21 protein-coding genes are annotated in these 23,148 nt (G+C 70.4%); 6 read left to right on the top strand and 15 right to left on the bottom strand.

Going from position 1 to position 23,148, the window contains the following annotated elements; translation table 11 throughout:
• Positions 1 to 15 precede the first annotated feature (15 nt).
• Genes FCN18_RS26645 through FCN18_RS26660 form a run of 4 tightly spaced genes read left to right on the top strand, consistent with a single transcriptional unit; the run spans position 16 to position 4,112 of the window.
• Entirely contained in the window at positions 16 to 1,263 is a 1,248-nt protein-coding gene (locus FCN18_RS26645; RefSeq protein WP_137096395.1) for a cytochrome P450, read from the top strand.
• Positions 1,260 to 1,481, top strand: coding sequence for a ferredoxin (locus FCN18_RS39225; protein WP_158303184.1), 222 nt, complete (start codon positions 1,260 to 1,262; stop codon positions 1,479 to 1,481). The genes FCN18_RS26645 and FCN18_RS39225 overlap by 4 nt, the downstream gene beginning before the upstream one ends.
• A 16-nt stretch (positions 1,482 to 1,497) precedes the next feature.
• Positions 1,498 to 3,141, top strand: coding sequence for an AMP-binding protein (locus tag FCN18_RS26655; RefSeq protein WP_112267973.1), 1,644 nt, complete (start codon positions 1,498 to 1,500; stop codon positions 3,139 to 3,141).
• A complete protein-coding gene (locus tag FCN18_RS26660; protein ID WP_137096396.1) occupies positions 3,138 to 4,112 on the top strand; it encodes an MBL fold metallo-hydrolase in 975 nt (324 codons plus the stop codon). Before FCN18_RS26655 ends, FCN18_RS26660 begins: the two co-directional genes overlap by 4 nt.
• An 11-nt stretch (positions 4,113 to 4,123) precedes the next feature.
• Here the strand turns inward: FCN18_RS26660 and FCN18_RS26665 are convergent, their stop codons facing one another.
• From FCN18_RS26665 to FCN18_RS26710, 10 genes are all read right to left on the bottom strand, one after another.
• Complete coding sequence (locus FCN18_RS26665) at positions 4,124 to 5,149, bottom strand: helix-turn-helix transcriptional regulator (RefSeq protein WP_112267969.1); 1,026 nt, start codon at positions 5,147 to 5,149, stop codon at positions 4,124 to 4,126.
• A 66-nt stretch (positions 5,150 to 5,215) separates the two neighbouring features.
• Positions 5,216 to 6,652 carry an amidase gene (locus tag FCN18_RS26670; RefSeq protein ID WP_137096397.1) on the bottom strand — a complete coding sequence of 479 codons (1,437 nt, stop codon included), beginning with the start codon at positions 6,650 to 6,652 and terminating at the stop codon, positions 5,216 to 5,218.
• A 507-nt stretch (positions 6,653 to 7,159) separates the two neighbouring features.
• Positions 7,160 to 8,170 carry an ABC transporter ATP-binding protein gene (locus FCN18_RS26675; RefSeq protein ID WP_137096398.1) on the bottom strand — a complete coding sequence of 337 codons (1,011 nt, stop codon included), beginning with the start codon at positions 8,168 to 8,170 and terminating at the stop codon, positions 7,160 to 7,162.
• On the bottom strand, positions 8,139 to 9,128 hold the full coding sequence (locus tag FCN18_RS26680) for an ABC transporter ATP-binding protein (protein WP_137096399.1): 990 nt from the start codon (positions 9,126 to 9,128) through the stop codon (positions 8,139 to 8,141). Before FCN18_RS26680 ends, FCN18_RS26675 begins: the two co-directional genes overlap by 32 nt.
• Complete coding sequence (locus FCN18_RS26685; RefSeq protein WP_112267960.1) at positions 9,125 to 9,958, bottom strand: ABC transporter permease; 834 nt, start codon at positions 9,956 to 9,958, stop codon at positions 9,125 to 9,127. The genes FCN18_RS26680 and FCN18_RS26685 overlap by 4 nt, the downstream gene beginning before the upstream one ends.
• On the bottom strand, positions 9,955 to 10,881 hold the full coding sequence (locus FCN18_RS26690) for an ABC transporter permease (RefSeq protein ID WP_112267959.1): 927 nt from the start codon (positions 10,879 to 10,881) through the stop codon (positions 9,955 to 9,957). The genes FCN18_RS26685 and FCN18_RS26690 overlap by 4 nt, the downstream gene beginning before the upstream one ends.
• Positions 10,878 to 11,939, bottom strand: coding sequence for a LacI family DNA-binding transcriptional regulator (locus FCN18_RS26695; RefSeq protein ID WP_137096400.1), 1,062 nt, complete (start codon positions 11,937 to 11,939; stop codon positions 10,878 to 10,880). Before FCN18_RS26695 ends, FCN18_RS26690 begins: the two co-directional genes overlap by 4 nt.
• Positions 11,940 to 11,952: 13 nt before the next feature.
• On the bottom strand, positions 11,953 to 13,470 hold the full coding sequence (locus tag FCN18_RS26700; protein ID WP_112267955.1) for an ABC transporter substrate-binding protein: 1,518 nt from the start codon (positions 13,468 to 13,470) through the stop codon (positions 11,953 to 11,955).
• A gap of 15 nt (positions 13,471 to 13,485) precedes the next feature.
• Positions 13,486 to 13,821, bottom strand: coding sequence for a hypothetical protein (locus tag FCN18_RS26705; protein WP_112267953.1), 336 nt, complete (start codon positions 13,819 to 13,821; stop codon positions 13,486 to 13,488).
• Between the two features lie 6 nt (positions 13,822 to 13,827).
• Positions 13,828 to 14,793: a DUF6772 family protein gene (locus FCN18_RS26710; RefSeq protein WP_112267951.1), complete on the bottom strand. Its 966-nt coding sequence runs from the start codon at positions 14,791 to 14,793 to the stop codon at positions 13,828 to 13,830.
• Positions 14,794 to 15,094: 301 nt separating this feature from the next.
• Here FCN18_RS26710 and FCN18_RS26715 point away from each other — a divergent pair, with 301 nt between their 5' ends.
• Complete coding sequence (locus FCN18_RS26715; protein WP_137096401.1) at positions 15,095 to 16,273, top strand: phospholipase D-like domain-containing protein; 1,179 nt, start codon at positions 15,095 to 15,097, stop codon at positions 16,271 to 16,273.
• Positions 16,274 to 16,328: 55 nt separating this feature from the next.
• Here FCN18_RS26715 and FCN18_RS26720 read toward each other — a convergent pair whose 3' ends face one another.
• From FCN18_RS26720 to FCN18_RS26735, 4 genes are read right to left on the bottom strand one after another with little or no spacing between them, the layout of a single operon-like run.
• A complete protein-coding gene (locus FCN18_RS26720; RefSeq protein ID WP_137096402.1) occupies positions 16,329 to 17,342 on the bottom strand; it encodes a 2-hydroxyacid dehydrogenase in 1,014 nt (337 codons plus the stop codon).
• Positions 17,339 to 17,956 (bottom strand): histidine phosphatase family protein, encoded by a 618-nt coding sequence (locus tag FCN18_RS26725; RefSeq protein WP_112267945.1) that lies wholly within the window; start codon positions 17,954 to 17,956, stop codon positions 17,339 to 17,341. Before FCN18_RS26725 ends, FCN18_RS26720 begins: the two co-directional genes overlap by 4 nt.
• Positions 17,953 to 19,419 (bottom strand): FGGY-family carbohydrate kinase, encoded by a 1,467-nt coding sequence (locus FCN18_RS26730; protein WP_137096403.1) that lies wholly within the window; start codon positions 19,417 to 19,419, stop codon positions 17,953 to 17,955. Before FCN18_RS26730 ends, FCN18_RS26725 begins: the two co-directional genes overlap by 4 nt.
• A complete protein-coding gene (locus FCN18_RS26735; protein WP_112267940.1) occupies positions 19,416 to 20,903 on the bottom strand; it encodes an FGGY-family carbohydrate kinase in 1,488 nt (495 codons plus the stop codon). Before FCN18_RS26735 ends, FCN18_RS26730 begins: the two co-directional genes overlap by 4 nt.
• Positions 20,904 to 21,124: 221 nt before the next feature.
• On the opposite strand from FCN18_RS26735, the gene FCN18_RS26740 reads away from it, so the two are divergent.
• A complete protein-coding gene (locus FCN18_RS26740) occupies positions 21,125 to 21,913 on the top strand; it encodes a DeoR/GlpR family DNA-binding transcription regulator (RefSeq protein ID WP_112267937.1) in 789 nt (262 codons plus the stop codon).
• Between the two features lie 183 nt (positions 21,914 to 22,096).
• Here FCN18_RS26740 and FCN18_RS26745 read toward each other — a convergent pair whose 3' ends face one another.
• Positions 22,097 to 23,131 (bottom strand): PucR family transcriptional regulator, encoded by a 1,035-nt coding sequence (locus FCN18_RS26745; RefSeq protein WP_137096404.1) that lies wholly within the window; start codon positions 23,129 to 23,131, stop codon positions 22,097 to 22,099.
• Positions 23,132 to 23,148 lie beyond the last annotated feature (17 nt).

Here is a 23,148-nt window from a genome sequence, read left to right on the forward strand (position 1 = left end):
AACGAGGAGGACACTATGTCCGCAATCTCGCCACCGCCCGCCGATCCCACGTCGAACCTCGTCGAGTCGCTGTTCGTCGGGCAAGTCGCCGACCCGTACCCGGTCTACGCCGAGCTCCGTGAGACCGGGGACGGGATCCACTGGTCGGACACGCTGCACGCCTATGTCGTCACACGCTACGACGACGTCCGGCGAATCGGCGCCGACCCGAAGACCTACTCCAGCGACGTCTTCTACGACTCCGCGCCGAGCACACACGACCCGGACAACCCCGAGCACCTGCGCTTCCTCGACGCGGCATCGCGGCTGTTCATGTTCGCCGACCCGCCGGTCCACACCCGCATCCGCTCAACGTTCCGCCACGCCTTCACCGTGCAGGGGGTGCAACGGTGGCGGCCGCTCGTCGAGCGGGTCACCGCGGAGCTCATCGAGCGCTACCCGCGCGGCGAGGAATTCGACATCATGCCCGGCTTCGCTGCGGACGTACCGGTCGCGGTGATCGCGGCGATCCTCGGCGTACCGGACGAGATGCGGCCCCGGTTCCGCGAGTGGTCCTATGCCTACGCCTCGACGTTCGACCCGGTTGTCCAGGGGGAACGGCGGGACCGGGCGATCGCGACATCGCTGGAGCTGTTCGATTACCTCGGGGAACTGGTGACCGCCCGCCGGGCGGAACCCCGCGACGATCTGATCAGCACGCTCGTGCACACCGAGACGATCAGCGGTGACACCCTCAGCGACATCGAGCTGCTCGCCCAGCTCGCGCTGCTCCTGGTCGCCGGCAACGAGACGACGACGACGCTGATCGGGTCGGGACTGACCCTGCTGTTCGACAACCCCGACGTCCACCACCGGGTGCGGACGGACCCCTCGCTGCTCCCAGCGGCGATCGAGGAGATGCTGCGCATCGACCCGCCGCTGCACCTGGTGATCCGGAAGACGACCACCGATGTCCGGCTCGGCGAACACACGCTGCCCGCCGGCACGCTGCTGTTCCCCAGCCCCGCCGCGGCCGACCGCGACCCGCGCCGGTTCGAGCGCCCCGACACCTTCCTGCTGCCGCGTGAGGACAACAAGCACCTGGCCTTCTTCCACGGGGTGCACTTCTGCGTCGGGGCCCCGCTCGCCCGCCTGGAAGGACAGGTCGTGTTCGAAAGCATCGTGCGCGACTTCCCGGACGTCCGTCCCGGCGCCACGCCAGCCGTGCGACGCACGACGAACTCGGTCGCTCGCGGCTGGGAGACCAGGCCGGTGATCCTGTGACCGAGCCACACGTCGTCGTCCATCCAGAGCACTGCGCGGGCAGCGAGGCCTGTCTGAGGGTCGCTCCCGATGTGTTCGCCCTCGACGCCGACGGCCGGGTCGAGTTGCGCGACGCCCGGCCGGGGACGGCCCGGCTCGACGAGGTGATCGAAGCCCGCGATGCCTGCCCGCTCGCCGTGATCGAGGTGCTCGACGAGCACGGAGACCCACTCGACTGAGACGTACGGAGAGACCATGACAACCAGCCCCCACACGGTCCCCCCGGCCGTGGCGGAGCTCATCGCGGCCTACGGCGCACCGGATGCTGACGCGACACACCTGCTGTGCCGCAGGCACCCGCCCGACGCGGTCGCATTCACCGTCGTCGACCCCGACCTGACCAGCACGAACCTCACCTTCGGGGAGCTGGACGATGCCGCAGGCCGGCTGGCCGGCGGCCTGGCCCGGCTCGGCGTCTCGGCCGGTGACCGAGTCGCGACACTGATGGGCCGCTCCGCCGAGCTGGTCACCACGCTGCTGGCGATCTGGCGGCTCGGAGCGGTCCACGTGCCACTGTTCACCGCGTTCGCGCCGCCCGCGATCGCGCTGCGAACCGCCGCGAGCGGGGCCCGGTTCGTGGTCGCCGACCCGGACCAACGGGCCAAGCTCGACGGGAGCACCGGTGTCATCGTGACCACTGGACCGGTGTCCGGCAGCGACACGGCGTGGGCGGACCTGCTCGTCGCACCGCCCGCCGAGCCGGTCCCCGTCGGCGGTGCCGGCATCCTGATCGAGCTGTTCACCTCCGGCACCACGGGCACACCGAAGGCGGTCCCGGTTCCGATCCGGGCTCTGGCCGCGATGCATGTCTACCAGGACTACGCGCTGCGCCACACCGACGACGACGTGTTCTGGAACGCCGCCGACCCCGGCTGGGCCTACGGCCTCTACCACGCGATTCTCGGGCCGCTCGCCACCGGCCGCCGCAGCCTGCTGCTGCGATCTGGGTTCTCCCCGGAACTCACCTGGAACGTGCTCGCCCGGTTCGGCGTCACCAACTTCGCCGCAGGCCCGACCGTTTACCGAGCGTTACGCTCGGCCGGGCTGACGGTGCCGGACGGGCTGCGCCTGCGACGCTGCTCGTCGGCCGGCGAACCGCTGACCCCGGACATCGTCGAGTGGGCCGAGCGCGAGCTCGGGCTGCCCGTCCGCGACCACTACGGCCAGACCGAGACCGGCATGATGGTCGCCGACGCCTGGCACCCCGACCTCGTCAGCGCCCCGGTGCCCGGCTCCATGGGCCGCCCCCTGCCAGGCTGGACGGTCGACATCCTCGACCTCGAGCACGACGTCCCCGTTCCAGCCGGACGGACCGGCCGGGTCGCGGTCGACATCACCCGCAGCCCACTCATGCCCTTCACCGGCTACCGCGACACCGGGCGGGCAGGCGTCCCCGACCGCACGGCCGAGCGGTTCACTGCCGACGGCCGCTGGTACCTCACCGGGGATGTCGCGACCCGGGCCGAGGACGGCCGGCTGATCTTCGGCTCCCGCGACGACGACATCATCCTCATGGCCGGCTACCGGATCGGACCGTTCGAGGTGGAAAGTGTGCTGGCCCGCCATCCCGCGGTGCTCGAAGCCGCCGTCGTGGGGGAGCCGGACGAGCTACGCGGTGAGGTCCTCGTAGCGCACGTCGTGCTGCGGGACGGAGCCGAGGCTGGAGAGACCCTCACCACGGAACTGCGGCAGCTGGTGCGGAGCGAGCTCGGCGCCCACCTGTACCCGCGCCGGGTATACGCCACCGATGCCCTCCCTCGCACCCCCAGCGGGAAGATCCAGCGCTACCAGCTGCGCCGCACCGCCATCCCGACAGCCACCGGAAAGGAACGCCCGTGAGCGCACTCGACTACCGAAAAGGCCTCCACGACCTCGGACAGGGCTGCCACGCCTGGCTGCAGCCAGACGGTAGCTGGGGCTGGAGCAACGCCGGGATCGTCACCGGCTCCGGTACCTCTCTCCTGGTCGACACCTTGTTCGACCTCGCACTGACCCGCGAAATGCTCGACGGAATCGAGCCGGTCGTCACCGGCCACCCGCTGCAGACCCTGGTGAACACCCACTCCGACCCGGACCACACCTTCGGCAACGAGCTGCTGGCCGCGCGCGGCGTGGAGATCATCGCCTCCGAGGCGGCGGCCGAACTGATGACCCAGGAGGCTGCCGACGCCATCATGGCCGTCAAGCGAGCGGACGGGCCGCTCGGGGACTTCGCCCGGCACGTGTTCGGCCCGTTCGACTTGGAGGGCATTACCGCGACCGGCCCCGATCGGACGTTCACCGGCGAGGAGAGCATCGACGTCGGCGGACGGGAGGTCCGACTGATCCAGGTCGGACCGGCGCACACCCCCGGCGACGCGCTCGTGCACGTCCCCGACGCGCGCCTGCTCTACGCCGGCGACATCGTGTTCGTCGGCGGGACCCCGATCGCATGGGCCGGGCCCATCGAACGGTGGATTGCGGCGCTCGACCTGATCCTGAACATGGACGTCACGACCGTCGTCCCCGGCCATGGCCCCGTCAGCGGCAAGACAGAGGTGGCCCGGATGCGCGAGTACCTGGTTTTCGTCGAGGAGGAGGCGCGCCGACGTTACGAGGAGGGGCTCGACGTCGACGCCGCGATCGACTCAATCGACCTCGGTGAGTTCGCCGAGCTCCCCGAGTCCGGGCGACTCGCGCAGAACGTGCTCAACGTCTACCAGCAGCTCGACCCCACCGTGCCGCGTCCGGACCGGCTGCACGTGTTGACGAAGATCGCGGTGCTCGAGGGGTTCCCTGACGTCGCCCCCGCCACGGGCCGGCAGGCCTGACTGACCTCACCTCAACCCCCGGCAGGGGTCGAGGGCGAGTGGGGCGGCCCGAGGAGCCTGAGGCCTTCCTGTTCCGCCAAGGCGGCCGCCGCGGCCCGTGAGCCGACGTGCAGCTTGCCGAGGATGCGTTCGACGTGGTGGGCGACTGTCCGCTCGCTGAGGTGGAACCGCCGGGCGATGGCGAGGTTGGAGTGACCGTCGCAGATCTTGTCGAGGATCTCCAGCTGGCGGTGGCTCAACCCGTGCGGCGCCGCGACCCGGTTTGTCGACACGGTCACGCCCGCGCGCACCTGCCTGACCCGGACGTGGTGCCATGCCCCGGTGCGGTCCAGCCAGTGATACGACCGGTCCGGGGCGTGCGTGCCGTCGGCGGCGACGACGGCACGCAGCGCTTCCAGCAGGGCCGTTCCCTCCTCGGGTGCTCGCCCGTCGACGGGCTGGGCGCTCCCGTCGCGGCGGATGAGCGTCACGTTCTCCGCGTCCGGGAGCAGAGCCGCCGGTGAGCCTGGGAACGCTGGCATCTCCTGGCACGCGGCGAGGAGCGTGTGGCAGCGGTGCAACAGGCGCATCGCCGCGGCGGAGGGCAGGCAGCGGGCTTCGGTGCTCATGTGGAGATCGCCGACGTACCGTCCCCTTCTGGTGACCAGCCGCAGCGAGACGCCGCCGCGATATCCCTCCGGCAGCAGGAACTCGCGAGCCGTGCACGTGGTCGCGTAGTCGAACTCCAGGTCCTGCCAGGAGCGCAGGGGCCGCGCGCGGTCGGCGGCGATGGCCCGGTACGCGGGATCGTCGCGGTGGAAGGCGTTCGAGACGACGTGGTCGACGATCTGGGGCGAGTAGCCGCGCACCGCCGCGACGCGGTGCCGGCCGGCCTGCCGGTCCCATCGGGTGATGATCCCGGCAGGCGCCTCACCGAGCGTGGTGAGCAGTTGGAGCAGCCTCGGCGCCGGGTCCGCCCCCGCCCGCGTCTCGGCGGCGATCTCCGCGAGCTCCAGCCCGAACTCCTCGCTTCGCGTCTCGTCGGTCGATGCACTCACGGCTACCTCCCCGGGGATGTCGAAGTCTCCCCCGGGTTGCGCCCCCGCGACAAGACGGGCCACGCATCAAGCGGCCGCGTGCACGCCGGGTCGCCGCCCGTTCCAGGGCCGCGCCCGTTCGAGCTGACCGGCGAGGGCCAGCAGCGTCGACTCCTCGCACAGGTCGGCCGCGAGCTGGACGCCGATCGGCAGGCCGCCGGAGGTCGCACCGAGCGGGAGGCTGATCGCAGGCGCGCCAGTGAGGTTGAACAGCGGAGTGAACGACACGACGTCGAAAATCCTTCGGGTCCATTCCTCGTGGCCGAGCGCGCTGTCGTCGGCGTCGAGATACCCGAGCGGAAGGGGTGGCGTGTTCGTCGTGGGGGTCAGCAGGACGTCGTAGCGAGTGTGGAACTCGCCGAGCACCCTGCTGATCCCGTTGACGATCGAGAACGCCTCGCCCAGCTGCAGCACGCTCAACCTCCGCCCGTACTCGTATCCGGCGAGCACGCTGGCCTCGAGCGTGTCGGGGCCGGGTGCGAGCCCGGACAACGCGCTCGTGGCGTGCACGGACTCGGCGACGAAGCCCGCCCACAGGCGGCAGTTGGCGGTCAGGAACTCCTCCCAGTCGAAGCGAGGGCCCGCCGCCTCGACCCGGTGTCCCAGCTCCTCCAGCGTCCTGGCGACCCCCTCGACCACCGCGACGACCTCCGGATCCACCTCCGTGCCCGCCCACGACTCGGTCTGCACGGCGATGGTGAGCGGGGTGGGATCGCGCTCGAGCTCGGCGGCGAACGGCCGGACCGGATCCGGCAGCCGGTACTTCTCCCCAGGCACCCACCCGGCGACCTCGTCCAGCAGCGCCGCGCTGTCCCGCACGGTCCTGGTCACGACGAACTCCGCCGCGCACCCGTACAGTGCCTCCTGGAAGTCCGGCGCGAGCGGGACCCGGCCGCGTGTGGGCTTGAGCCCAACGAGGCCGTTGAAGGCGGCGGGGATGCGAATCGATCCGCCGCCGTCGTTCGCGTGGGCGACAGGCACCGCGCCTGCGGCGACGAGGGCGCCGGATCCACCGCTCGACCCACCCGCGGACCGGGTCACGTCCCACGGGTTGCGGGTCGGGCCGTGCACGACGGGCTCGGTGTTCGCGTTGTAGCCCATCTCCGGTGTCGTGGTCAGTACCGTGGTGGCCAGGCCTGCCCGCCGGAACCGGGACATGAGCTCGGTGTCGTGCGGAAAGGTCACGCCCTTCTCGCCGGTCAGGCGGCTGCCCATGCGGGTCGGCAGCCCGGCGGCGTGGCACACGAGGTCCTTCAGGCCGAAAGGCACGCCACCGAACACGCCCGCCGCCTCGTAGGCGAGAGGTTCCGGCCACGGCCCTTCGGCGACGCCACCGATCCGCGGCCGGACCTTCTCGATGGCCGCGCTCGCCGCCGCGTGCACCTCCTGGGCGGACACGTCGCCGGACCTGATGAGCTCGGCGAGCCCGGTCGCGTCGTGCGCTGCATAGTCCTCGATGTTCATGGGCAGACTCCTCGACAGCACGAGTGGATGTTCGCGTGTCCTAGAGCCAAACGCTCGCCCAGCTTTCCGGGCAATGGGCAGAACTGCCCCATTTACAGCTCGCCCCGCTCGACATGCGCCAACCCGCCGCATCCTCACGGGCAAGAAGCGCCCGACTGGGACGCAACTGAGGCAAGAATCGGGTTAACACTTCCTGGGCGGCGCAAGGAGTACTCGAAAGGTTTCCCTTCCGGGCGCCTTGGTACTCCACGTTGACGTATTCGTGCCGTCGAAGCATTCAGCATCAATCCCGGACATGGAAGAAGACACGGATCTGCTGCAACCGATGCTCGATGAGTACGAGGAATTGTACGGACGGGGCGCACGGACCACCGATTGTCCAGCAACCCGACTCGACCGAACACGCGGCACACACCAGGGTCTCCGAATTCGGCGCGCGGCGCAAAAGCCCGCGGAGTGAGCGTTCCAGGATTCCGGACCATCGCTGGCCGGCCGGGTCCCTTGCCGTCACATTGCGGCGACCGGATCGGTAGCGGGGAAGTGGCAGGCGACCGGGTGGCCCGTGCCCCGCTCGAGCAGCTCGGGTTCCTCGGTGCGGCATCGGTCCTGTGCTTTCCAGCACCGGGTGTGGAAGCGACAGCCCGGTGGCGGGTTCAGCGGCGACGGCACGTCCCCGGTCAACACGATCTCGCCGTTCTCGGCGTCGTCGCGCCAGTCCTCCACGCTCGGTGCCGCCGAGAGCAGCGCCCGCGTGTACGGGTGCTCGGCATGCTCGTAGATCTGCTCGGTGTCACCGGACTCGACGATGGATCCGAGATGCATCACCGCGACCCGGTCCGCGAAGTGCCGCACCACGCCGAGATCGTGAGTGATGAAGAGATAGGCCACGCCGAGGTCGCGCTGCAGCTCCCTCAGCAGTGTGAGCACCTGCGCCTGGATGGACACGTCGAGCGCCGACACCGCCTCGTCGCACACGATCAGCCGCGGACGTACCGCGAGCGCCCGCGCGATGGAGATCCGCTGTCGCTGGCCGCCGGAGAACTGGTGCGGGTAGCGCTCAGCGTGACCGGGGTTGAGCCCGACGCGTTCCAGCAACCGGGCCACCTCGGCGTCCCACCCGTCCGGCTCGACGATACCGGGGTGGATGCGCCACGCCTCGCTGATCAGCTCCCGCACCGTCATCTTCGGGTTGAGCGAGGCGTACGGGTCCTGGAACACCAGCTGCACCTGCCGCCGCAGGTTCTTCAGCTCACGGCCCTTGAGTCCGGTCACGTTCCGGCCGTCGAAGCGCACCTCGCCGGAGAACGGTCGCAGCAGGCTCACGACCGCTCGGGCCACCGTCGACTTGCCGCACCCCGACTCGCCGACCAGGCAGACCGTTTCACCCGCGCTCACCGACAGGCTCACGCCTGCGACGGCGCGGACTTCGTTCCGCCTGCCCAGCAGGCCGTGCCGCGACCGGTATCCGGCGACGAGATCGACAAGCTCAAGCACCGGCGTGGTCGACTGCTGCTCCACGGGCGAGCACCTCCTCCGCGTAGTGACACGCACTGGACCTGCCGGGTGCGAACTCGCGCAGGTCCGGCTCCTCGGTCCGGCACCGCTCGCGGGCGAACGGGCACCGGGGGTGGAACGCGCAACCGGTGGGCAGCGCGGTGATGTCCGGCGGGTACCCGTCGATGGGCCGGATCTCCCGGTTGCTGTCGCGAGCGGACGGGCTCGCGTCCAGCAGACCCAGCGTGTAAGGGTGGGCAGGCGCTATATAGACATCGGCCACGGTGCCCGACTCGACCGCCTGGCCCGCGTACATGACGACCACCGACCGTGCCGTCCTGGCGACCACGCCGAGATCGTGGCTGATGATGACCATCGCGAGACCTTCGCGCTGCCGGTGCCGCAGCAGCCGCAGGATCTGCGCCTGCACGGTGACGTCCAGCGCGGTGGTGGGCTCGTCCGCGATCAGCAGCCGCGGCTCCAGCGCGAGCGCCATCGCGATCATCACGCGCTGACGCATGCCACCGGAGAACTCGTGCGGGTACGCGCCGACCCGCCGTGCGGCGTCCGGGATGCCGACCTCGGTCATGGCCTCCACCGCGCGCCTTCGTGCCTCGTCGCGGCGAAGGCCGCGGCGGCGCCGGAACATCTCGGCGATCTGGTAGCCCACGGTCAGTGAGGGGTTCAGCGCGCTCAGCGGATCCTGAAAGATCATCGAGAGCTGCTCGCCCCTGAGCGCGCGCAGTTCCCGCTCGCTCATCGCGCTCACGTCCTCGCCGGCCCAGCGGATCTCACCGGACTCGACGCGGGCCTGTGCCGGCAGCAGCCCGAGCACGGCCAGCGAGCTGAGGCTCTTGCCGCTGCCCGACTCGCCGACGATCGCGAGCGTCTCGCCCTCGCTGAGGCTGAACGACACCCCGCGGACCGCCCGTACGTCGCCGAACGCGACCACGAGGTCCGTCACTTCCAGCAGAGCGCTCATCGGACCACCGCCACCTTCGTGTTGTCGGAACCGTCCCTGGCCGAGTCTCCGAGGACGCCGACGCAGATCACCACGAGCGTCAGCGCGATCCCGGGAACGGCGGCGATCCACCACGCCGAGGCCAGGTAGTCGCGCCCCGCCGCGATCGTGGAGCCCCACGACGCCTGGTCGATCGGCACGCCGAGACCGAGGAAGCTCAGCGCGGCCTCGGCCACCATCGTCAGTCCCACCTGGACGGTCGCGGCGACCAGCAGCGGCTGCACGCACGACGGGTAGATGTAGCGGGCCATGATGCGCACGCTGCCGGCGCCCATCACCCTGGCGGAGTCCACGAACTCACGGTTGCGCGTGGACAGTGCGGAGCCGCGCACCACCCTCGCGAAGATCACCCAGCGGGTGACCGCGAGCGCGATGATGACGTTGGTGAGGCTCGGCCCGAGCGCGCCCGCGAGCAGGATCGCCAGCAGGATGCTGGGGAACGCCAGCTGCATGTCGCCGACGCGCGAGATGACCGTGTCCAGCCAGCCGCCGTAGTACCCGGCGAGCAGGCCGAGCACCAGGCCGATGAGCCCGCCGACCACCACGACGGTGACGGCGACCAGTAGTGAGATCCGCGACCCCGCGATCACCTGGGCGAACACGTCCCTGCCGAGCTGGTCGGTGCCCAGCAGCGCGAACGAGCCGTCCGAAAGGGTGCTGCCGGGCGGCAGGAGCCGGTCGGAGACGCCCGTGGCCACGCTGTCGTAGGGGGCGAGCATGGGGCCGAACACGGCGACGAGCACGAACAGTGCCAGCACGCCGGTGGCGGCCTTCGCGGCCTTCGACTTCATACGGTCTCCAGCGTGATCCGGGGGTCGAGGTAGAAGTAGAGGACGTCGACCGCGAGGTTGAGTCCGATGTAGAAGATCGCGATCAGGAGGATCGCGGCCTCGGCCACGGCGTAGTCGCGGTTGACGATCGACTCGATCATCAGTGAGCCGATGCCGGGCCACGCGAAGACCTGCTCGATGATCACCGCGTCGGCGATGAAGTTGCCGAGCACCAGCCCCAGCACCGTGACCACGGGGGTCAGCGTGTTGCGCAGGACGTGGACGTTGAACACCACCCGTTCGGAAAGGCCTTTCGAGCGCGCGGTGCGGACGTAGTCCTTGCCGAGCTCCTCGAGGGTCCCGTTGCGCACGAGCCTGGCGAGCCAGCCGAGGAACGGCAGCGCGAGCGTGAACGCGGGCAGCACCAGTGCCAGTGGCGTGCCGTCGGCTGTGGCGGGCAGGATGTCCAGCATCCGCGAGAAGATCAGCACCAGCATGATGCCGACCCAGAACGAGGGCAGCGCCTGGCCGGTGAGGGACAGGTAGGAGACGAGGCGGTCGACGGCCTTGCCGGTGTTGCGGGCCGCGTGCACCCCGAGCGGGAAGCCGATGAGCAGGGTCAGCGCGAGCGCGTAGCCGGCCAGCGTCAGCGTGGCGGGCAGGCGCTCGAGCACGTTCGCGAAGGCGTCGCCGCCGAGCCGCCACGATTCGCCGAAGTCCAGGCGGAGGACCTCGCCAAGATGGCGGAAGTACTGCGCCAGCAACGGGTCGCCGAGTCCGAGCTCCTGACGCTTGGCCTCCAGCTCTTCGGCCGTCGCCTGGCTGCCGAGAATGAGCGACGCCGGGTCGCCGGGAATGACCCGCAGCACCAGGAAGACGATCGTGATGGCACCGAAGACCAGGAACACCGACTGGGCCAGCCGGCGTGCGATGTAGATGATCACGTCATTGTGCTCTTTCCTGTCCGGCTCGAGTCGCGCACGACGAGCTCGGTCGGCAGTCGCCGCTTCTCCGTTGCGTCGTGGTCGTCCCGGCCCTTCATCCGCTGCAGCAGCAGGTCGACGGCGGTGGTGCCGATGTCGGCGGCGGGCAGCCGGACGGTCGTCAGCGGGGGATTGAGGTAGGCGGCGAAGGGGTGGTCACCGAATCCGCCGACCAGCACGTCCTCGGGGACGCGGAGGCCGGCCTCGGTGAGCGCCCGGTACACCCCGAGCGCGAAGTAGTCGTTGCCGACCATGATCGCGTCGGGGAGGTCACCGCCGCGCACGATGTCCTGCGCCAGGCGGTAGGCGTCCTCGGGCTCCCAGGGCAGGGCCAGTGACTCCCTCCGCCGGGTGGGCACCGAGCGCACGGGGTCGGTCCCGGCCTCGATGCCCGCTTCGGTCAGCGCCCTGCGGAAGCCGGTGGTGCGGTCGGCGACGGGCGAGATCGGCAGGTCCTCCTCCAGCAGGCACAGGGTGCGCGCGCCGCCGTCGACGAGGTGCCGGGTGGCCTCGTACGCGCCGTGCTCGTAGTCGACTCCGATGAAGTCGAGGTCAAGGGCGGGGAAGTCACGGTTGAGGCACACGAGCGGCACACCCGATTCGTTGAGCCGGTCCCAGTGCTCGCCGTCTCCCTGTACCGGCACCACGAGCGCGCCGTCCACGCCCCACCGCAGCAACGTCTCCGCCGCGGCCCGGTCACCGTCGGGACTCTCCTCGGTGACCAGCAGCATGAGCGAGTAGCCGTGCACGCGGCCGCGTTGCTCGATCGTGCTGATGAGCCTGGCGTAGAAGGGGTTCGACGGGTTGGTGATGACCAGGCCGAGCGTCATCGCCGACCCGAGTACGAGCGAGCGGGCCATGGAGTTGGGCACGTACCCGAGCCGTTCGGCTTCGGCCTTGATCCGGGCGCGGGTGTCCTCGCCGACACTGTCCTTACCGGTCAGTGCCCGCGACACCGTGTTGACCGACACCCCGAGCGATTTCGCGATGTCCTTCAGGGTCACCCGCCGTGACTCCATCCTTGCCCCTCCCTCAGGACGCCAGCGTCACGCCACGCAGATCGGGCTGGTTGCTGGCCGCCGGTTCGAACCCCTCGACGGTGCTGCGCAGACCGTAGGTGCTGATGAGCGCGGCGGGGAACATACCGACCGCGTCGTCCCAGACGATCTTGCATGCCCGACTGTAGAGCTCCTCGCGGCGCCCGCGATCGGAGTCCCGGTGCGCCTGCCGCAGGATGGTGTCGAGCTCGGGGTTCCGGTAGCCCATCCGGTCGGCGTCGGAGTCGTACAGCCTGCCGAGCGTGAAGTCGGCGTCTCCGGTGGTCACCGTGTTGATCTGGAGGTCCATGTCGAACTCCTTGGCGTTCAGCCGCCGCAGCCACTCCGCCTTCTCCACGTTCTGCGGCTCCACGGTGACGCCGATCTTGGCCCAGTCCGAGATCATCGCCTGCGCGAGCGCGTCGGCGAGCGGTCCCGTGTCGCTGAACCACATCAGTGAGGTGCGGAAGCCGTCGGCCAGCCCCGCGTCGGCGAGCTCGCGCTTCGCCGCGTCGGGATCGTGCCGGTAGGGCTCCTGCGGCGCGTGCCCGAACACGGTGGAGGGGATCGGCGCCGTCATCAACTCGGCGCCGTCGCCGAAGAGGTTCTTGACGATCCCGGCGACGTCCACCGCGCGCCACATGGCCCTGCGCACGCGCGGGTCCGTGAACGGCTCCCTGCCGCAGTTGAACCAGTTGAAGTAGTACGCGTAGCTCGGGATGGTCTCCAGCCGGATCTCATCGAGGCCCTCGAGCTCGCGAAGCTGGTCGGGCGGCACCGGCCACAGTGCACTCAGCTCCCCGGTGCGCAGCGCGGTGATCTGGCTGGAGGTCTCGGGGATGTAGGGGAGGGTGACGCGGTCGAGCTTCGGCTTGCCGCCCCAGTGTTCCACCGCGCTCAGGCGCAGCTCGTCGGACGGCGTGAATCCGTCGACCCGGAACGGCCCGCTGCCGATGGGCTTGCGGAAGAACCCCGGCTCGTTCATCTTCGCCGCGGGCAGGATGAACATCAGCGTCAGGTTCACCGGCATCGTGCCCAGTGGCTCGCTGGTGGTGATGCGCAACGTCGTGTCGGTCTCGGCCTCGACGGCGCTCACCGAGGTCCACAGCGCCGACTGCGCCGTCCCGGCGTCCTTCACGCGCTCCAGCGAGGCCTTCACGTCACCGGCGGTGAGCTTGCTGCCGTCGTGGAAGGTCACGTCGTCGCGAAGCTGGAACACCCACGTGTTCTCGTCGGTCTGCTCCCAGGACGTGGCCACACCGGGCACCAGCTTGTCACCGTCACGGCGGATCAGCGTGTCGTAGATCAGCCGCCCCGCCAGCAGCGTGCTCTCGTCGACGCTGCTGGGCCCGTGCGGATCGAGATCGTTGACCGGCTGCGCGAACGCCGCCTTCAGCGCGTTGGCGGCCGCGCCGCTGTCACCGCCGCCGACGCTGCACGCGGCCAGATAGGCGCTGGCGAGGCCGATGCCGCTGATCTTGAGGAAGCCGCGCCGGTTGTACGTGCTCACCATGTGTGTCTCCAATGCTCATTCTTTGAGCGTGAGGTAGATCTGAACCTTGACCGATCCTTCGTCCCCCTCGACGGATCCGCGGATCCGTAGCCATTGCCCGAACTCCCGCACGGGCCACGAGACCATCCCCTCGCCCTCGGCGACCTGTGGCGGGCACTCGGCGTCACACCAGTGCAGGCCGTCCGGGGAGACCTGCGTGGTCAGCACCACCTTCACGTCCGGAGCGGACGCGCGCAGCACCTGCACGAACCAGCGCGCCTCAGTGGCCCAGCCCGCCTCGTAGGGCTCGGTGGCGAACTCGCCCTCCAGCACGCGGTACCGTTCGAGGACGGCGGCTTGTGACTGTCGCATGTAGACCTACCAATCGACCGAGATCAGAACCGAGTCCAGGAAGAGGAAGTTCCTGACGTTGGTGTGGGTGCGGGTGCTGACGTAGAAGTTGAGCAGGTTGTCGAGCGAGTCGTAGCGCTCCTCGTACGCGGGCACGGGCACGTCGCGCATGTCGTAGACGCGGTCGTTGACCTGCAGCTCCACGTTGCGCTGCTTCTCGGTGTCGAGCTGCCAGCGCAGGTAGTGCCAGTTGACCTTGGTCGGCACCTCGTTGTAGCAGAAGGACTGCGGTTCGCCGAAGTAACGCCAGTCGTCGGGGTTCGGTGCGGTGAAGTCGTCGGTCGCGGCGAGCTTCGCCTTGCCCTCCAGGTGTTCCCTCGGTGTCGGCTCTGGCACCACCGGGTACATCCAGCGACGGGTGAACCGGTTCTCGAGGTCGGTGTTCTGGTAGCGGGCGACGCAGTGGTAGCGGACGCCGCGGTCGTCGCAGATGTCGGTGGCCACGGTGAACGCGCCGAACTGCTGTTCCGAGGGGTGGATGTTGCCGTCCCACTCGCCTGCGCCCGCCTGCTGCGCGGCGCCGTTCTCCTCCGACGCGGCCTCGGCCTTGTAGGTGAAGTACGTCTCGAACTGGACGAGGCCCTTCTTCGCCATGGTGAGCCTGCGGATCGCGACCGCGGTGTGGCCCGCGAGCGGCCGGGTGGCGACCTTGAGCGCGTAGGTGCCGGTCATCGCGCCGTGCGTGCCGACGTCGAAGAACGTGCACGAGCTCAGCTGCGGTGGCCGGAAGTCGCGCATGTGGTCGTCGACGGTGTCGAGGTTGCCCTCGCCGTCGTGGTTGCCGATCAGCTCGGTCCAGCCGTGCGTTCCCGAGTTGAACTGGTCGAACACGAGGATGCGAGAGAGCGGGTTGTAGCGGGAGAGTGCCGGGTCTGCGTCGAGCACGGCCCGGCGCAGACTTCCGGCGAGCTCGGAGTCGGTGATGTTGCCCAAAGGTGTCAGCTCCTGACGGGAGGCGGCCCACGGGAAGAGGATGAACGTTCACGTGAGCGCTAACTGAGATCGGGATGAACGTTAACTCCCGATGTCGCCCGAGTCAACGGTGTCGCTCAGCGAAACGTCGCGACCTTGACAGCGCTCGCCTGGCGGCCGTACGTTTCTGCTTCAGTCCCACCATTAACGTTAACTTTAACGTTAATTCTTCGCATTCCGAACTTCCGCCGAGACGTCATCGGCTGTTGGTGCTCTGTTCGCACTTCCCGGGCAAGGTCGCCCCGGACGAAAGGAATGATCGATGCGTGTAAAGGCACTGCTCACGGTGCTCACCGCGGCGGCGCTCGCGGTCACCGGCGCGGCGATACCCACGGCGGCCGCGGGCGCCGGCGAGAACCCGAGGCCGTGCGCCGACGCTCCGGCCGCCCCGGTACGGACCGGCGCGGTCTTCAACGATCCCGCGGCCGGTGACCCCACCGCGATCGTGCGGCAGATCTGCGGCCTGGTGAAGCAGGCCCCGAGCGGCTCGCGCATCCGCATCGCGCACTTCGTGATCTCGGGGGAGGCCGGAGCGGACTTCGCCGCCGAGCTCGTCAGGGCACACGAGCGTGGCGTCGACGTGCAGGTGGTGCTCGACGGCTGGCAGGTGACCAACCCGGCCGTCGGGGCGCTGCGGGACGTGCTCGGCACCGACGAGACGCGGCGGTCCTGGCTGCACGTCTGCACCGGGCTCTCGCCCGAGGGCAACACCGCCGCGTGCATCGGGACCAAGGGGCAGCACAACAAGTTCTACCTGTTCTCGCGCACCGGCGGACAGTCCGATGTGGTCGTGCAGTCCTCGGCCAACTTCACCGACCTCAACTCGACGACCTACTGGAACAACGCACTCACGCTCGTCGGCAACTCCAAGCTGTACCGGGCCTACGACTCGTACTTCGAGGACCTGGCCGCCGAGCGTCGTACCGACGACTACGCCCGCGTCACCGGTACGGGAATGCGTGGCGGCTCGGTGACGTCGTACTTCCATCCGTTCGCCACGCAGGACCCGGTCGCCGCGTTCCTCGACGAAGCCGGTTGCCGTACGGCCACCACGATCCGCATCGGGATGTCCGAATGGGACACCTACCGGATCGGGCTGGCCGAGCGGCTGGTGGAGCTGGCCGGTGACGGCTGTGACGTTCGCATCGTGCATGGCCTGATCGACGACGAGGTGCGGCGGCTGCTGGAGTCGCACCCGAACATCGCCTTGCGCGCGCTGGACGACGCCGCCGTGCTGCCCGGCCGGATTCACTCGAAGTACCTGCTACTCGAAGGCGAGTACGACGGCGAACCCGGCTCGAGGTGGGTGCTCACCGGCAGCCCGAACTTCAACCAGACCTCGTTGCGGCGCAACGACGAGGCGATGCTGAAGACCAACCTCGGCACGGTGTACGCGCAGTACGAGGACAACTTCCGGACGATGTGGGCCGCGGCGGGCTGAGCCGGTAGCCCCCCGGACGAGGCCGCCGCCGGCGAGGGCGGCGGCCTCGTCCGCGTCAGGGGCGTACCGCGTTGGCGACAGGCTCGCCGCGCATGAACCGGGCCACGTCGGCGGCGACCGTGCGGGCGGCGTTGTGGGCGGTCTGCTTGCTCGCGCCCGCGAGGTGCGGGGTGCTGACCACGCCGCGGGTGCGCAGCAGCCGGGAGGCCGGCGACAGTGGCTCCTCGGGATAGACGTCCAGGGCCAGCGCGAAGAGGTGGCCGGAGTCCAGCGCGTCGCATGCGGCGTCGTAGTCGAGCAGACCGCCGCGCGCGCAGTTGACCAGTATGGACCCTCGCGGCATGCGCGCGATCTCGGCCGAGGCGATGAGTCCCTTGTTCTCCGGCGTCAGCCGGGCGTGCAGCGACACGACCTGTGAGCGTGCGAGCAGCTCGGCCAGCTCCACGCTCTCGACGTCGCCCTCCGGCGCGGCGTACGGGTCGTGCACGAGCACGCTGGCTCCGAAACCCCTCAGGATCGCGGCGACCCTGCGCCCGATCGCGCCGTAGCCCACCAGGCCGACTGTGGCGCCGTTGAGTTCGAGACCCACCTGGTCGTACTGGTAGTAGTCCCCGCGCCAGACGCCGCCGCGCAGCTCGCCGTGGGTGTCGGGAACGCGCCGCGCCGCCGCGAGGATCAACGCGACCGTGTGCTCCGCCGTGGCGACCGCGTTGCGCCCCGGCGTGTTCGTCACCGTGACGCCGTGGCGGGCGGCCGCCGCCACGTTGGCGTTCACCGGACCGCCCCTGCCGACGGCGAACAGCTCCAGATCGGGACAGGCGGCCAGCACCCGCTCGGTGAGCGGCGCGAACTGGGTCACGCAGACGCGCACGCCGGCCAGCGCCTCGATCAGCTCGTCCTCGCTGCCCGAGGCCTCGTCCACCTCGGCCACGGGGTGGTACGGCTCGACCGGCCACGGCAGGTCCAGCGTGCGGATCTCCGGGTCGTCGCCGAGCTCGGCGCGCAGTGCGTCGACGAGCAGGGAGGTGCGGACGAAATGGTCGCCGGCGGCCAGGATGCGGACCGTCATCGTGTCTCCTCGATACGGGTGTTGAACTCGATCAGCGCCGCCCGGCCCGTACCGGTCCAGCGCACGGTGGTGATCGCGCAGTTGCGCACGACCGGGAACACGGTGCGATAGGTGGACAGTGGCAGGCCGAGCAGCCTGCACAGCACCAGGCGGTGCAGCGTGGAGTGACCGACTACCAGCACCCGGCCCTCCGGTGCCGCCGCGACGACGTCGGCGAGGCAACGTTCGGCGCGCTCGGCGGCGCGCACGGGATCCTCTCCGCCGGGAAGGTGAAAGGCGACCGGATCGGCCTGGAATGCCTGCCGGGCCTCGGGAAACCGCGCGGCCATCTCCTGGCCGGTAAGGCCCTCGCCCTCGCCGAAGTCGAGCTCGGTCAGCCGGTCGTCCACTGTGGCCCGCAGCCCGATCGCGCTTGTGACGGCCTTCGCCGTGTCCTGCGCCCTGCTCAGCGGTGACGCCCACATCGCGGTCAGCCCGGCGTGCGTGGCCCAGTGAGCGAGGAGGTTCGCCTGCTGCCGTCCACGCTCGGTCAGGGAGACGTCGGTGCGCCCGGTGTAGCGGTTGTCGTGGTGCCATACGGTTTCCCCGTGCCGCACCAGAACCAGGTCGGTCATCGTGTGCTCCGTTCTCGCGCGTGCCGGGTGAGCTCGGCAGGCAGCCAGCCGCGCTCGTGCAATGCGGCCACCAGCCTGAGGTAGCCGTCCGTCAGGACTTCCGCCTGCGCGGGATCCGGGTCGAGGACCTCGCGGGGCGGGTCGCCCGCCACGTCGGCGAGTGGGTTTCCCTCGGCACGGGCGAGTAGTGCCATGCCCGCCGCGGGGTCGGCGTCCTCGGGGACCGTGACCGGGCGGCCGAGCGTGTCGGCGCGCAGCTGGCACCAGTACCGGTTGCGCGCACCGCCCCCGGTGAGGCTCAGTGGGCCGTCGGCCGGCGCGCCGAGCAGGTCGAGGTAGTCGAAGCAGAGCCGCTCGGCGAAGGCGACTCCGCGAAGCAGGGCCGCGTAGGTGTCGATGTCGTCGCGCGGTTCGCCCACGGTGATGCGCTCAGCATCACTCGCGACGAACGGGAACCGCTCGCCGCGCGAGACGAGGGGATAGGCCGAGACCGTGGTGTGCGGGCGCGCCGCCGCCTTCGCCGTCAGCTCGCCGAGGTCCGCCCCGCCGAACTCCGCGGCGAGCACGCCCGCACCCACGCTGGAGGCCCCGCCGGGCAGCCAGTTGCCGTCGGGAGCGCGGTGGGAGTAGACCACACCCAGTGGGTCGTGGATCCGTTGTGGAGTGACGCCCTTGAGCACGAGCGTGGTGCCGAGGACGCTGTTCCACGAGCCGGCCTCGAAGGTGCCGGAGCCGAGCAGCGCCGCGCAGCCGTCGGTCATTCCCGCGATCACGGGCGTGCCGTCGGGGATTCCGGTCTCGCCCGCGGCCTCCCGGCCGATGCCGCCGAGCGGCGTGCCGGGGCGTACGACCTCGGGGAGGACGGCAGGCGGGATGCCGAGTTCGTCGAACATGCCGGCCGGCCAGCGTTCGGCGTCGAGGTCGTAGCCGGCCTTGAGCGCGTGGCTGGAGTCGACGGCGGTGGGCCGCCCCACCAGCCTGCCGGTGAGGTAGTCGGCCTGGTGGAGTAGGCGGACGTCGCGACGGGGTGTCCCGGCGAGGAGCCACAGCAACTTGGGCAACGCCCAGGATGCCTGTGGCCGGTAGCCCAGCCGCTGCCAGAGCGCCGTACCCGCGTCGACGACGCGCTGCGCCTCGGCGCCCGCCCGCGCGTCGTCGTACATCAGCCCCGGCGACACCGGCTCGCCGTCGCGATCAGCGAGCAGGATCGTGCCCGAGGTCGCGCACAGTGCGACGCCCCGCACGAGCCGCCCTCGGACGCCCGCCATCGTCTCGCGGGACGCTGCCGCGAGCGCGCTCCACCACGCGTGCGGGTCCTGTTCGTGCCGGTCGTCGTCGCGCGTGCCGCGCAGAGGATGCGATCCCGTGGAAACGGGTGTGCCCGTTCGATCGGCCGCCAGGCACCGCACGCTCTGCGTGCCCACGTCGATGCCGAGCCACACGGGCTCGAAGGTCTGCGTCATGCTCCCGGTCCGGTCGTCTCGCCGGCCCGCCAGCCCTGGGCCGCGATCTCGCGCAGTTCCAGGAACCGGCCGTACAGCCCGGTGTAGTGGCGCGCGCGGTCCGGATCCGGCTGCCAGTAGCTGGCCAGCCGCACGTGGCGCGAAGCGGCGGCCAGATCCGGCTCGGCTCCGGTCGCGACGAGCCCCGACAGAAACGCTCCCCGCGCGCCGACCTCCGTATCGGCCGAGCGGGCCGTCGGCACGCCCACGACGTCGGCGATCAACTGACACCACAGGTCGCTGACGGCGCCCCCGCCACACAGGCGCAGGTCACGCACGCGCGCCGAGGAGGCTGCGACGCAGTCGCGGATCACCAGCGACAGGCCCTCGAAAACCGCCCTCGCGAGGTCGGCGCGGTCATGTTCCAGGCTCAGCCCCCAGAACGTGCCCCTCGCGTACGGGTCGAGGAACGGCGCGCGCTCTCCGGCGGGGGAGAGGTAGGGCAGGAAGATCAGCCCGTGCGCTCCGGGCGGCGATCCGGCGGCCAGCGCGCCGAGTTCGCGCGGGTGCTCGAGCCCGAGCATCCGGGTGGTCCAGTCGAGCACCTCGGTACCCGCGAGGGTCGGGAAGGCGCGCAGCACGTCGGTGCCGTGGTCGAGCACGATCGTGAGGCCGGACGGCTCTCCCGAGGTGTCGACGGTGTCGTGCACGACCTCGGTGCACAGCGTGGTGCCGAGGATCGTGCACGCCTGCCCCGGTTCCGTCACACCCATCCCGACCGCCATCGAGACGACGTCGTAGGGCGCCAGGACCACCGGCGTGCCCTCGGCCAGACCCAGCCGGGATGCCGCTTCGCCGGTCAGCGGCGCCGAGCGGGCCGTGTGGTCGATGATCTCGGGCAGCAGCCGCGCGGCCCAGTCGAGGCCGAACAGGGCGAGGAGCTCTGGCGAGTAGGCGCGGGCACGTGGATCGAGGAACGGCACCGAGGCGTCGGAGAAATCGGCGCCCCGCACGCCGGTGCACCGGGAGAACAGCCACCCACCGCAGTAGAGCGCCGTGGCGGACTTCGACAGTCGCGCGTGATCGTGTTCGTGGAGCCATGTCAGGATCGCGTGCGGCAGACCGGAGAAGCCGAGCGAACCGTTGAGCTGGAAGGCCTTCTCGGCCGTTCCCGCGCGGCGCCATCCCTCGACGACCTCCGCGGCGCGGCCGTCGGACCACAGGATCGCGGGCCCGGTCGGCTCGCCGTCCTCGTCCACGAGCCAGCATCCGTCGCCCTGCGCCGTCAGCGCGACGAACCGGACGTCGTCGCGTGCGTGCGTGAGCACCTCTCGCACGGCGGCGACCACGGCCTCCCACACAGCCGCCATGTCCTGTTCGGCCCAGCCCGGCCGCGGACGCAGCACCTCGGTGGCGCGGCGGGACACGACGATCTCGGCTCCGTCGTCGCCGAACAGCACGGCCTTGATCATCGAGGTGCCCGCATCGACCGCGACCGCTGCCATGTCGATTCCTCCTGTCCGCTCCGCTCCCGCGCGGAGTCGTGATCCAGGAGAGCGCGTCATGGAGCCCGACACAACAGCAACGGGCAAGACATCGCGGGTTCGTGCGATGATCGCGTTAGCTCAAGCGTGCGTGACCAGTTGTCATCGCAGGTCGACCGGTGATCTGGCGTTGTCATAGCATCAGCGATCTAACATTTTCTCACACGGAGTCGGGAGGTGCCATGACGGCCGGCCGGGCGTCGTTGCAGTCCGAGCGCAGGCAGCGCATCCGCGAGCGGGTGAGCGGCGACGGCTTCGTGCGGGCCAGCGCGCTGGCGGCCGAATTCGGTGTCAGCCTCATGACGATCCACCGTGACCTGGAGGCGCTGCAGCGCGCGGGCTGGCTGCGCAAGGTCCGCGGCGGTGCCACCGCGGTGCCTTCCGAGGTCTTCCATGGCGACGTTGCCCAGCGCAGGGAGGCGATGGCGCCGACGAAACGGGCGCTGGCCATGGCCGCCGCGAGCGAGGTGACCGAGGGGCAGGTGCTGATGCTCGACGAGAGCACCACGTGCCTGCATCTCGCGGAACTGCTGCCCGAGCGGGCGCCCTTGACCGTCGTGACCCATTTCCAGCCGGTGATCACGATGCTGGCGGGAAAACCCGGCATCAGCCTGATCGCGCTCGGCGGCGAGTACTTCCCGGCCTACGACGCGTTCCTCGGTCTCTACACGGCCGAAGGCGTGTCGAAGGTCAGGGCCGACACGCTCTACCTTTCCACCACAGCGATCTCGCAGGGGCGCTGCTATCACCAGTCGCAGGCCACGATCCAGGTCAAGCGGGCGATGATGGAGTCGGCGTCGCGCCGGGTGCTGCTCGTCGACCACACGAAGTTCGCACGCCAGGGCCTCTACGCGCTCGCCCCGCTGACGGCCTTCGACCTCGTGCTGGCCGACGACGGGCTGCCGCCCGCAGAGCAACGCCGGATCCGCGACTCCGGGGCGGCGCTGAGGATCGTGCCCGCTCCGTCCTGAGCTTCCTCATCCGTGTGATCGAGCGCCGACGGCGTTCCGGCGACGTGTCCGCCGGGAGGTGCCCGCGGCGGAGACCCCGGAGTAGCCGTCAGCCGCGCCATCGACCTGGTGCGTGCGCACGCCGGGGCTGTCCACGCCCAGCGCTGGTCCCGCGGGCCGTGTGCCGTGTCGCTCCGGCGAGCGTCAGTCGTCGAGCAGCCGCCACGCGGTGAGGGCGAGCCGGGCGCGGGTCAGCCCGGCGGGCTCCGTGAGTTCGATGCCGAGCGCCTGCCCGATGCGTTCGAGCCTGCGGGCGACGCTGCTGTGGTGGAGGTGGAGCCGCTCGGATGCCTGGCGCAGGGATCCGGTGGCGCAGTAGGTGTCCAGGGTTTCCAGATCGTCCGGGCTGCCTGCCAGGCGGGCGATCGCGACCACGTCGGCGTTGCCTCGCAGGGCGTCGCGGCGTACCTCCGCGAGCAGCGCCAGCGACCCCAGCTCGTGGTGGTGCACTACCGGTTGGCGGCCGGTGGCGAAGCGCAGGGCCGTGCGCGCTTGGCACCAGGACAGTTCCGGGCTGCCGGTGGCGCCGATGCCCGCGTGGACGCCGGCTGGAAACCGTTCCGCGTCGAGGGTGGTGGCCAGGATGACGCCCACGCCGTCGAGCGGTGCGGCCTTCACCGGCCCCGCCGGGCAAACCAGGCCGCCGACCCGGTCGAGCGGCAACTCCGACCGGACGGCGGCGACGCGGACGGGCTGGTCGGCGGCGAAGCCGAGGAGCCGCAGCGCCCGGTTGCGGCCCGCCTCGTCGCTGTCGGCGCTGATCACGAGTTCGACGAGGGCGGGGTCGGCCATCGTGGTGCGGGCCGGTCCGTACCTTTCCACCACGGCCGCGGAGGCGATGGCGAGCCGGTCCAGCACCACGTCGTCGAGCGAGCTGGGCGTGGCCGCGCGTTCCAGCCACACCGTGCCGATCTCCTCGCCGTCCAGCGTGATCGGGACCGTGGTGGAAGCGGGCTTCGCCGGTTCGGGTGCGGGCCTGCCATCGGGTGCGTAGCGGATCACCTTCCCCTTGTCGTGCAGGCGGATCCCGGCCACGCACTCGGCCAGGTTCGCCGAGGCACGGGCGAGCGCGGGAAGGTCCACCCGCCTGCGCATCAGCGTGTCGTAGAACATGACGACACGAAGGGCCCCTTCGACGTGGGAATCCAGGTGCGACAGCCGCTGCGCCAGTGCCTCCATGGCCTCAGGATATGCGC

Origin of the sequence: Prauserella endophytica (genome assembly GCF_005146945.1) — a bacterium.
Taxonomy (GTDB): Bacteria; Actinomycetota; Actinomycetes; order Mycobacteriales; family Pseudonocardiaceae; genus Prauserella_A; species Prauserella_A endophytica.

What these genes read in the sequence shown, in the direction of transcription:
- FCN18_RS26645 (WP_137096395.1), top strand. Translation starts at nt 16, where the DNA reads ATGTCCGCAATCTCGCCACCGCCCGCCGATCCCACGTCGAACCTCGTC.
- FCN18_RS26655 (WP_112267973.1), top strand. Translation starts at nt 1,498, where the DNA reads ATGACAACCAGCCCCCACACGGTCCCCCCGGCCGTGGCGGAGCTCATC.
- FCN18_RS26670 (WP_137096397.1), bottom strand. Translation starts at nt 6,652, where the DNA reads ATGAACATCGAGGACTATGCAGCGCACGACGCGACCGGGCTCGCCGAG.
- FCN18_RS26680 (WP_137096399.1), bottom strand. Translation starts at nt 9,128, where the DNA reads ATGAGCGCTCTGCTGGAAGTGACGGACCTCGTGGTCGCGTTCGGCGAC.
- FCN18_RS26685 (WP_112267960.1), bottom strand. Translation starts at nt 9,958, where the DNA reads ATGAAGTCGAAGGCCGCGAAGGCCGCCACCGGCGTGCTGGCACTGTTC.
- FCN18_RS26695 (WP_137096400.1), bottom strand. Translation starts at nt 11,939, where the DNA reads ATGGAGTCACGGCGGGTGACCCTGAAGGACATCGCGAAATCGCTCGGG.
- FCN18_RS26700 (WP_112267955.1), bottom strand. Translation starts at nt 13,470, where the DNA reads ATGGTGAGCACGTACAACCGGCGCGGCTTCCTCAAGATCAGCGGCATC.
- FCN18_RS26705 (WP_112267953.1), bottom strand. Translation starts at nt 13,821, where the DNA reads ATGCGACAGTCACAAGCCGCCGTCCTCGAACGGTACCGCGTGCTGGAG.
- FCN18_RS26715 (WP_137096401.1), top strand. Translation starts at nt 15,095, where the DNA reads ATGCGTGTAAAGGCACTGCTCACGGTGCTCACCGCGGCGGCGCTCGCG.
- FCN18_RS26720 (WP_137096402.1), bottom strand. Translation starts at nt 17,342, where the DNA reads ATGACGGTCCGCATCCTGGCCGCCGGCGACCATTTCGTCCGCACCTCC.
- FCN18_RS26725 (WP_112267945.1), bottom strand. Translation starts at nt 17,956, where the DNA reads ATGACCGACCTGGTTCTGGTGCGGCACGGGGAAACCGTATGGCACCAC.
- FCN18_RS26730 (WP_137096403.1), bottom strand. Translation starts at nt 19,419, where the DNA reads ATGACGCAGACCTTCGAGCCCGTGTGGCTCGGCATCGACGTGGGCACG.
- FCN18_RS26735 (WP_112267940.1), bottom strand. Translation starts at nt 20,903, where the DNA reads ATGGCAGCGGTCGCGGTCGATGCGGGCACCTCGATGATCAAGGCCGTG.
- FCN18_RS26740 (WP_112267937.1), top strand. Translation starts at nt 21,125, where the DNA reads ATGACGGCCGGCCGGGCGTCGTTGCAGTCCGAGCGCAGGCAGCGCATC.
- FCN18_RS26745 (WP_137096404.1), bottom strand. Translation starts at nt 23,131, where the DNA reads ATGGAGGCACTGGCGCAGCGGCTGTCGCACCTGGATTCCCACGTCGAA.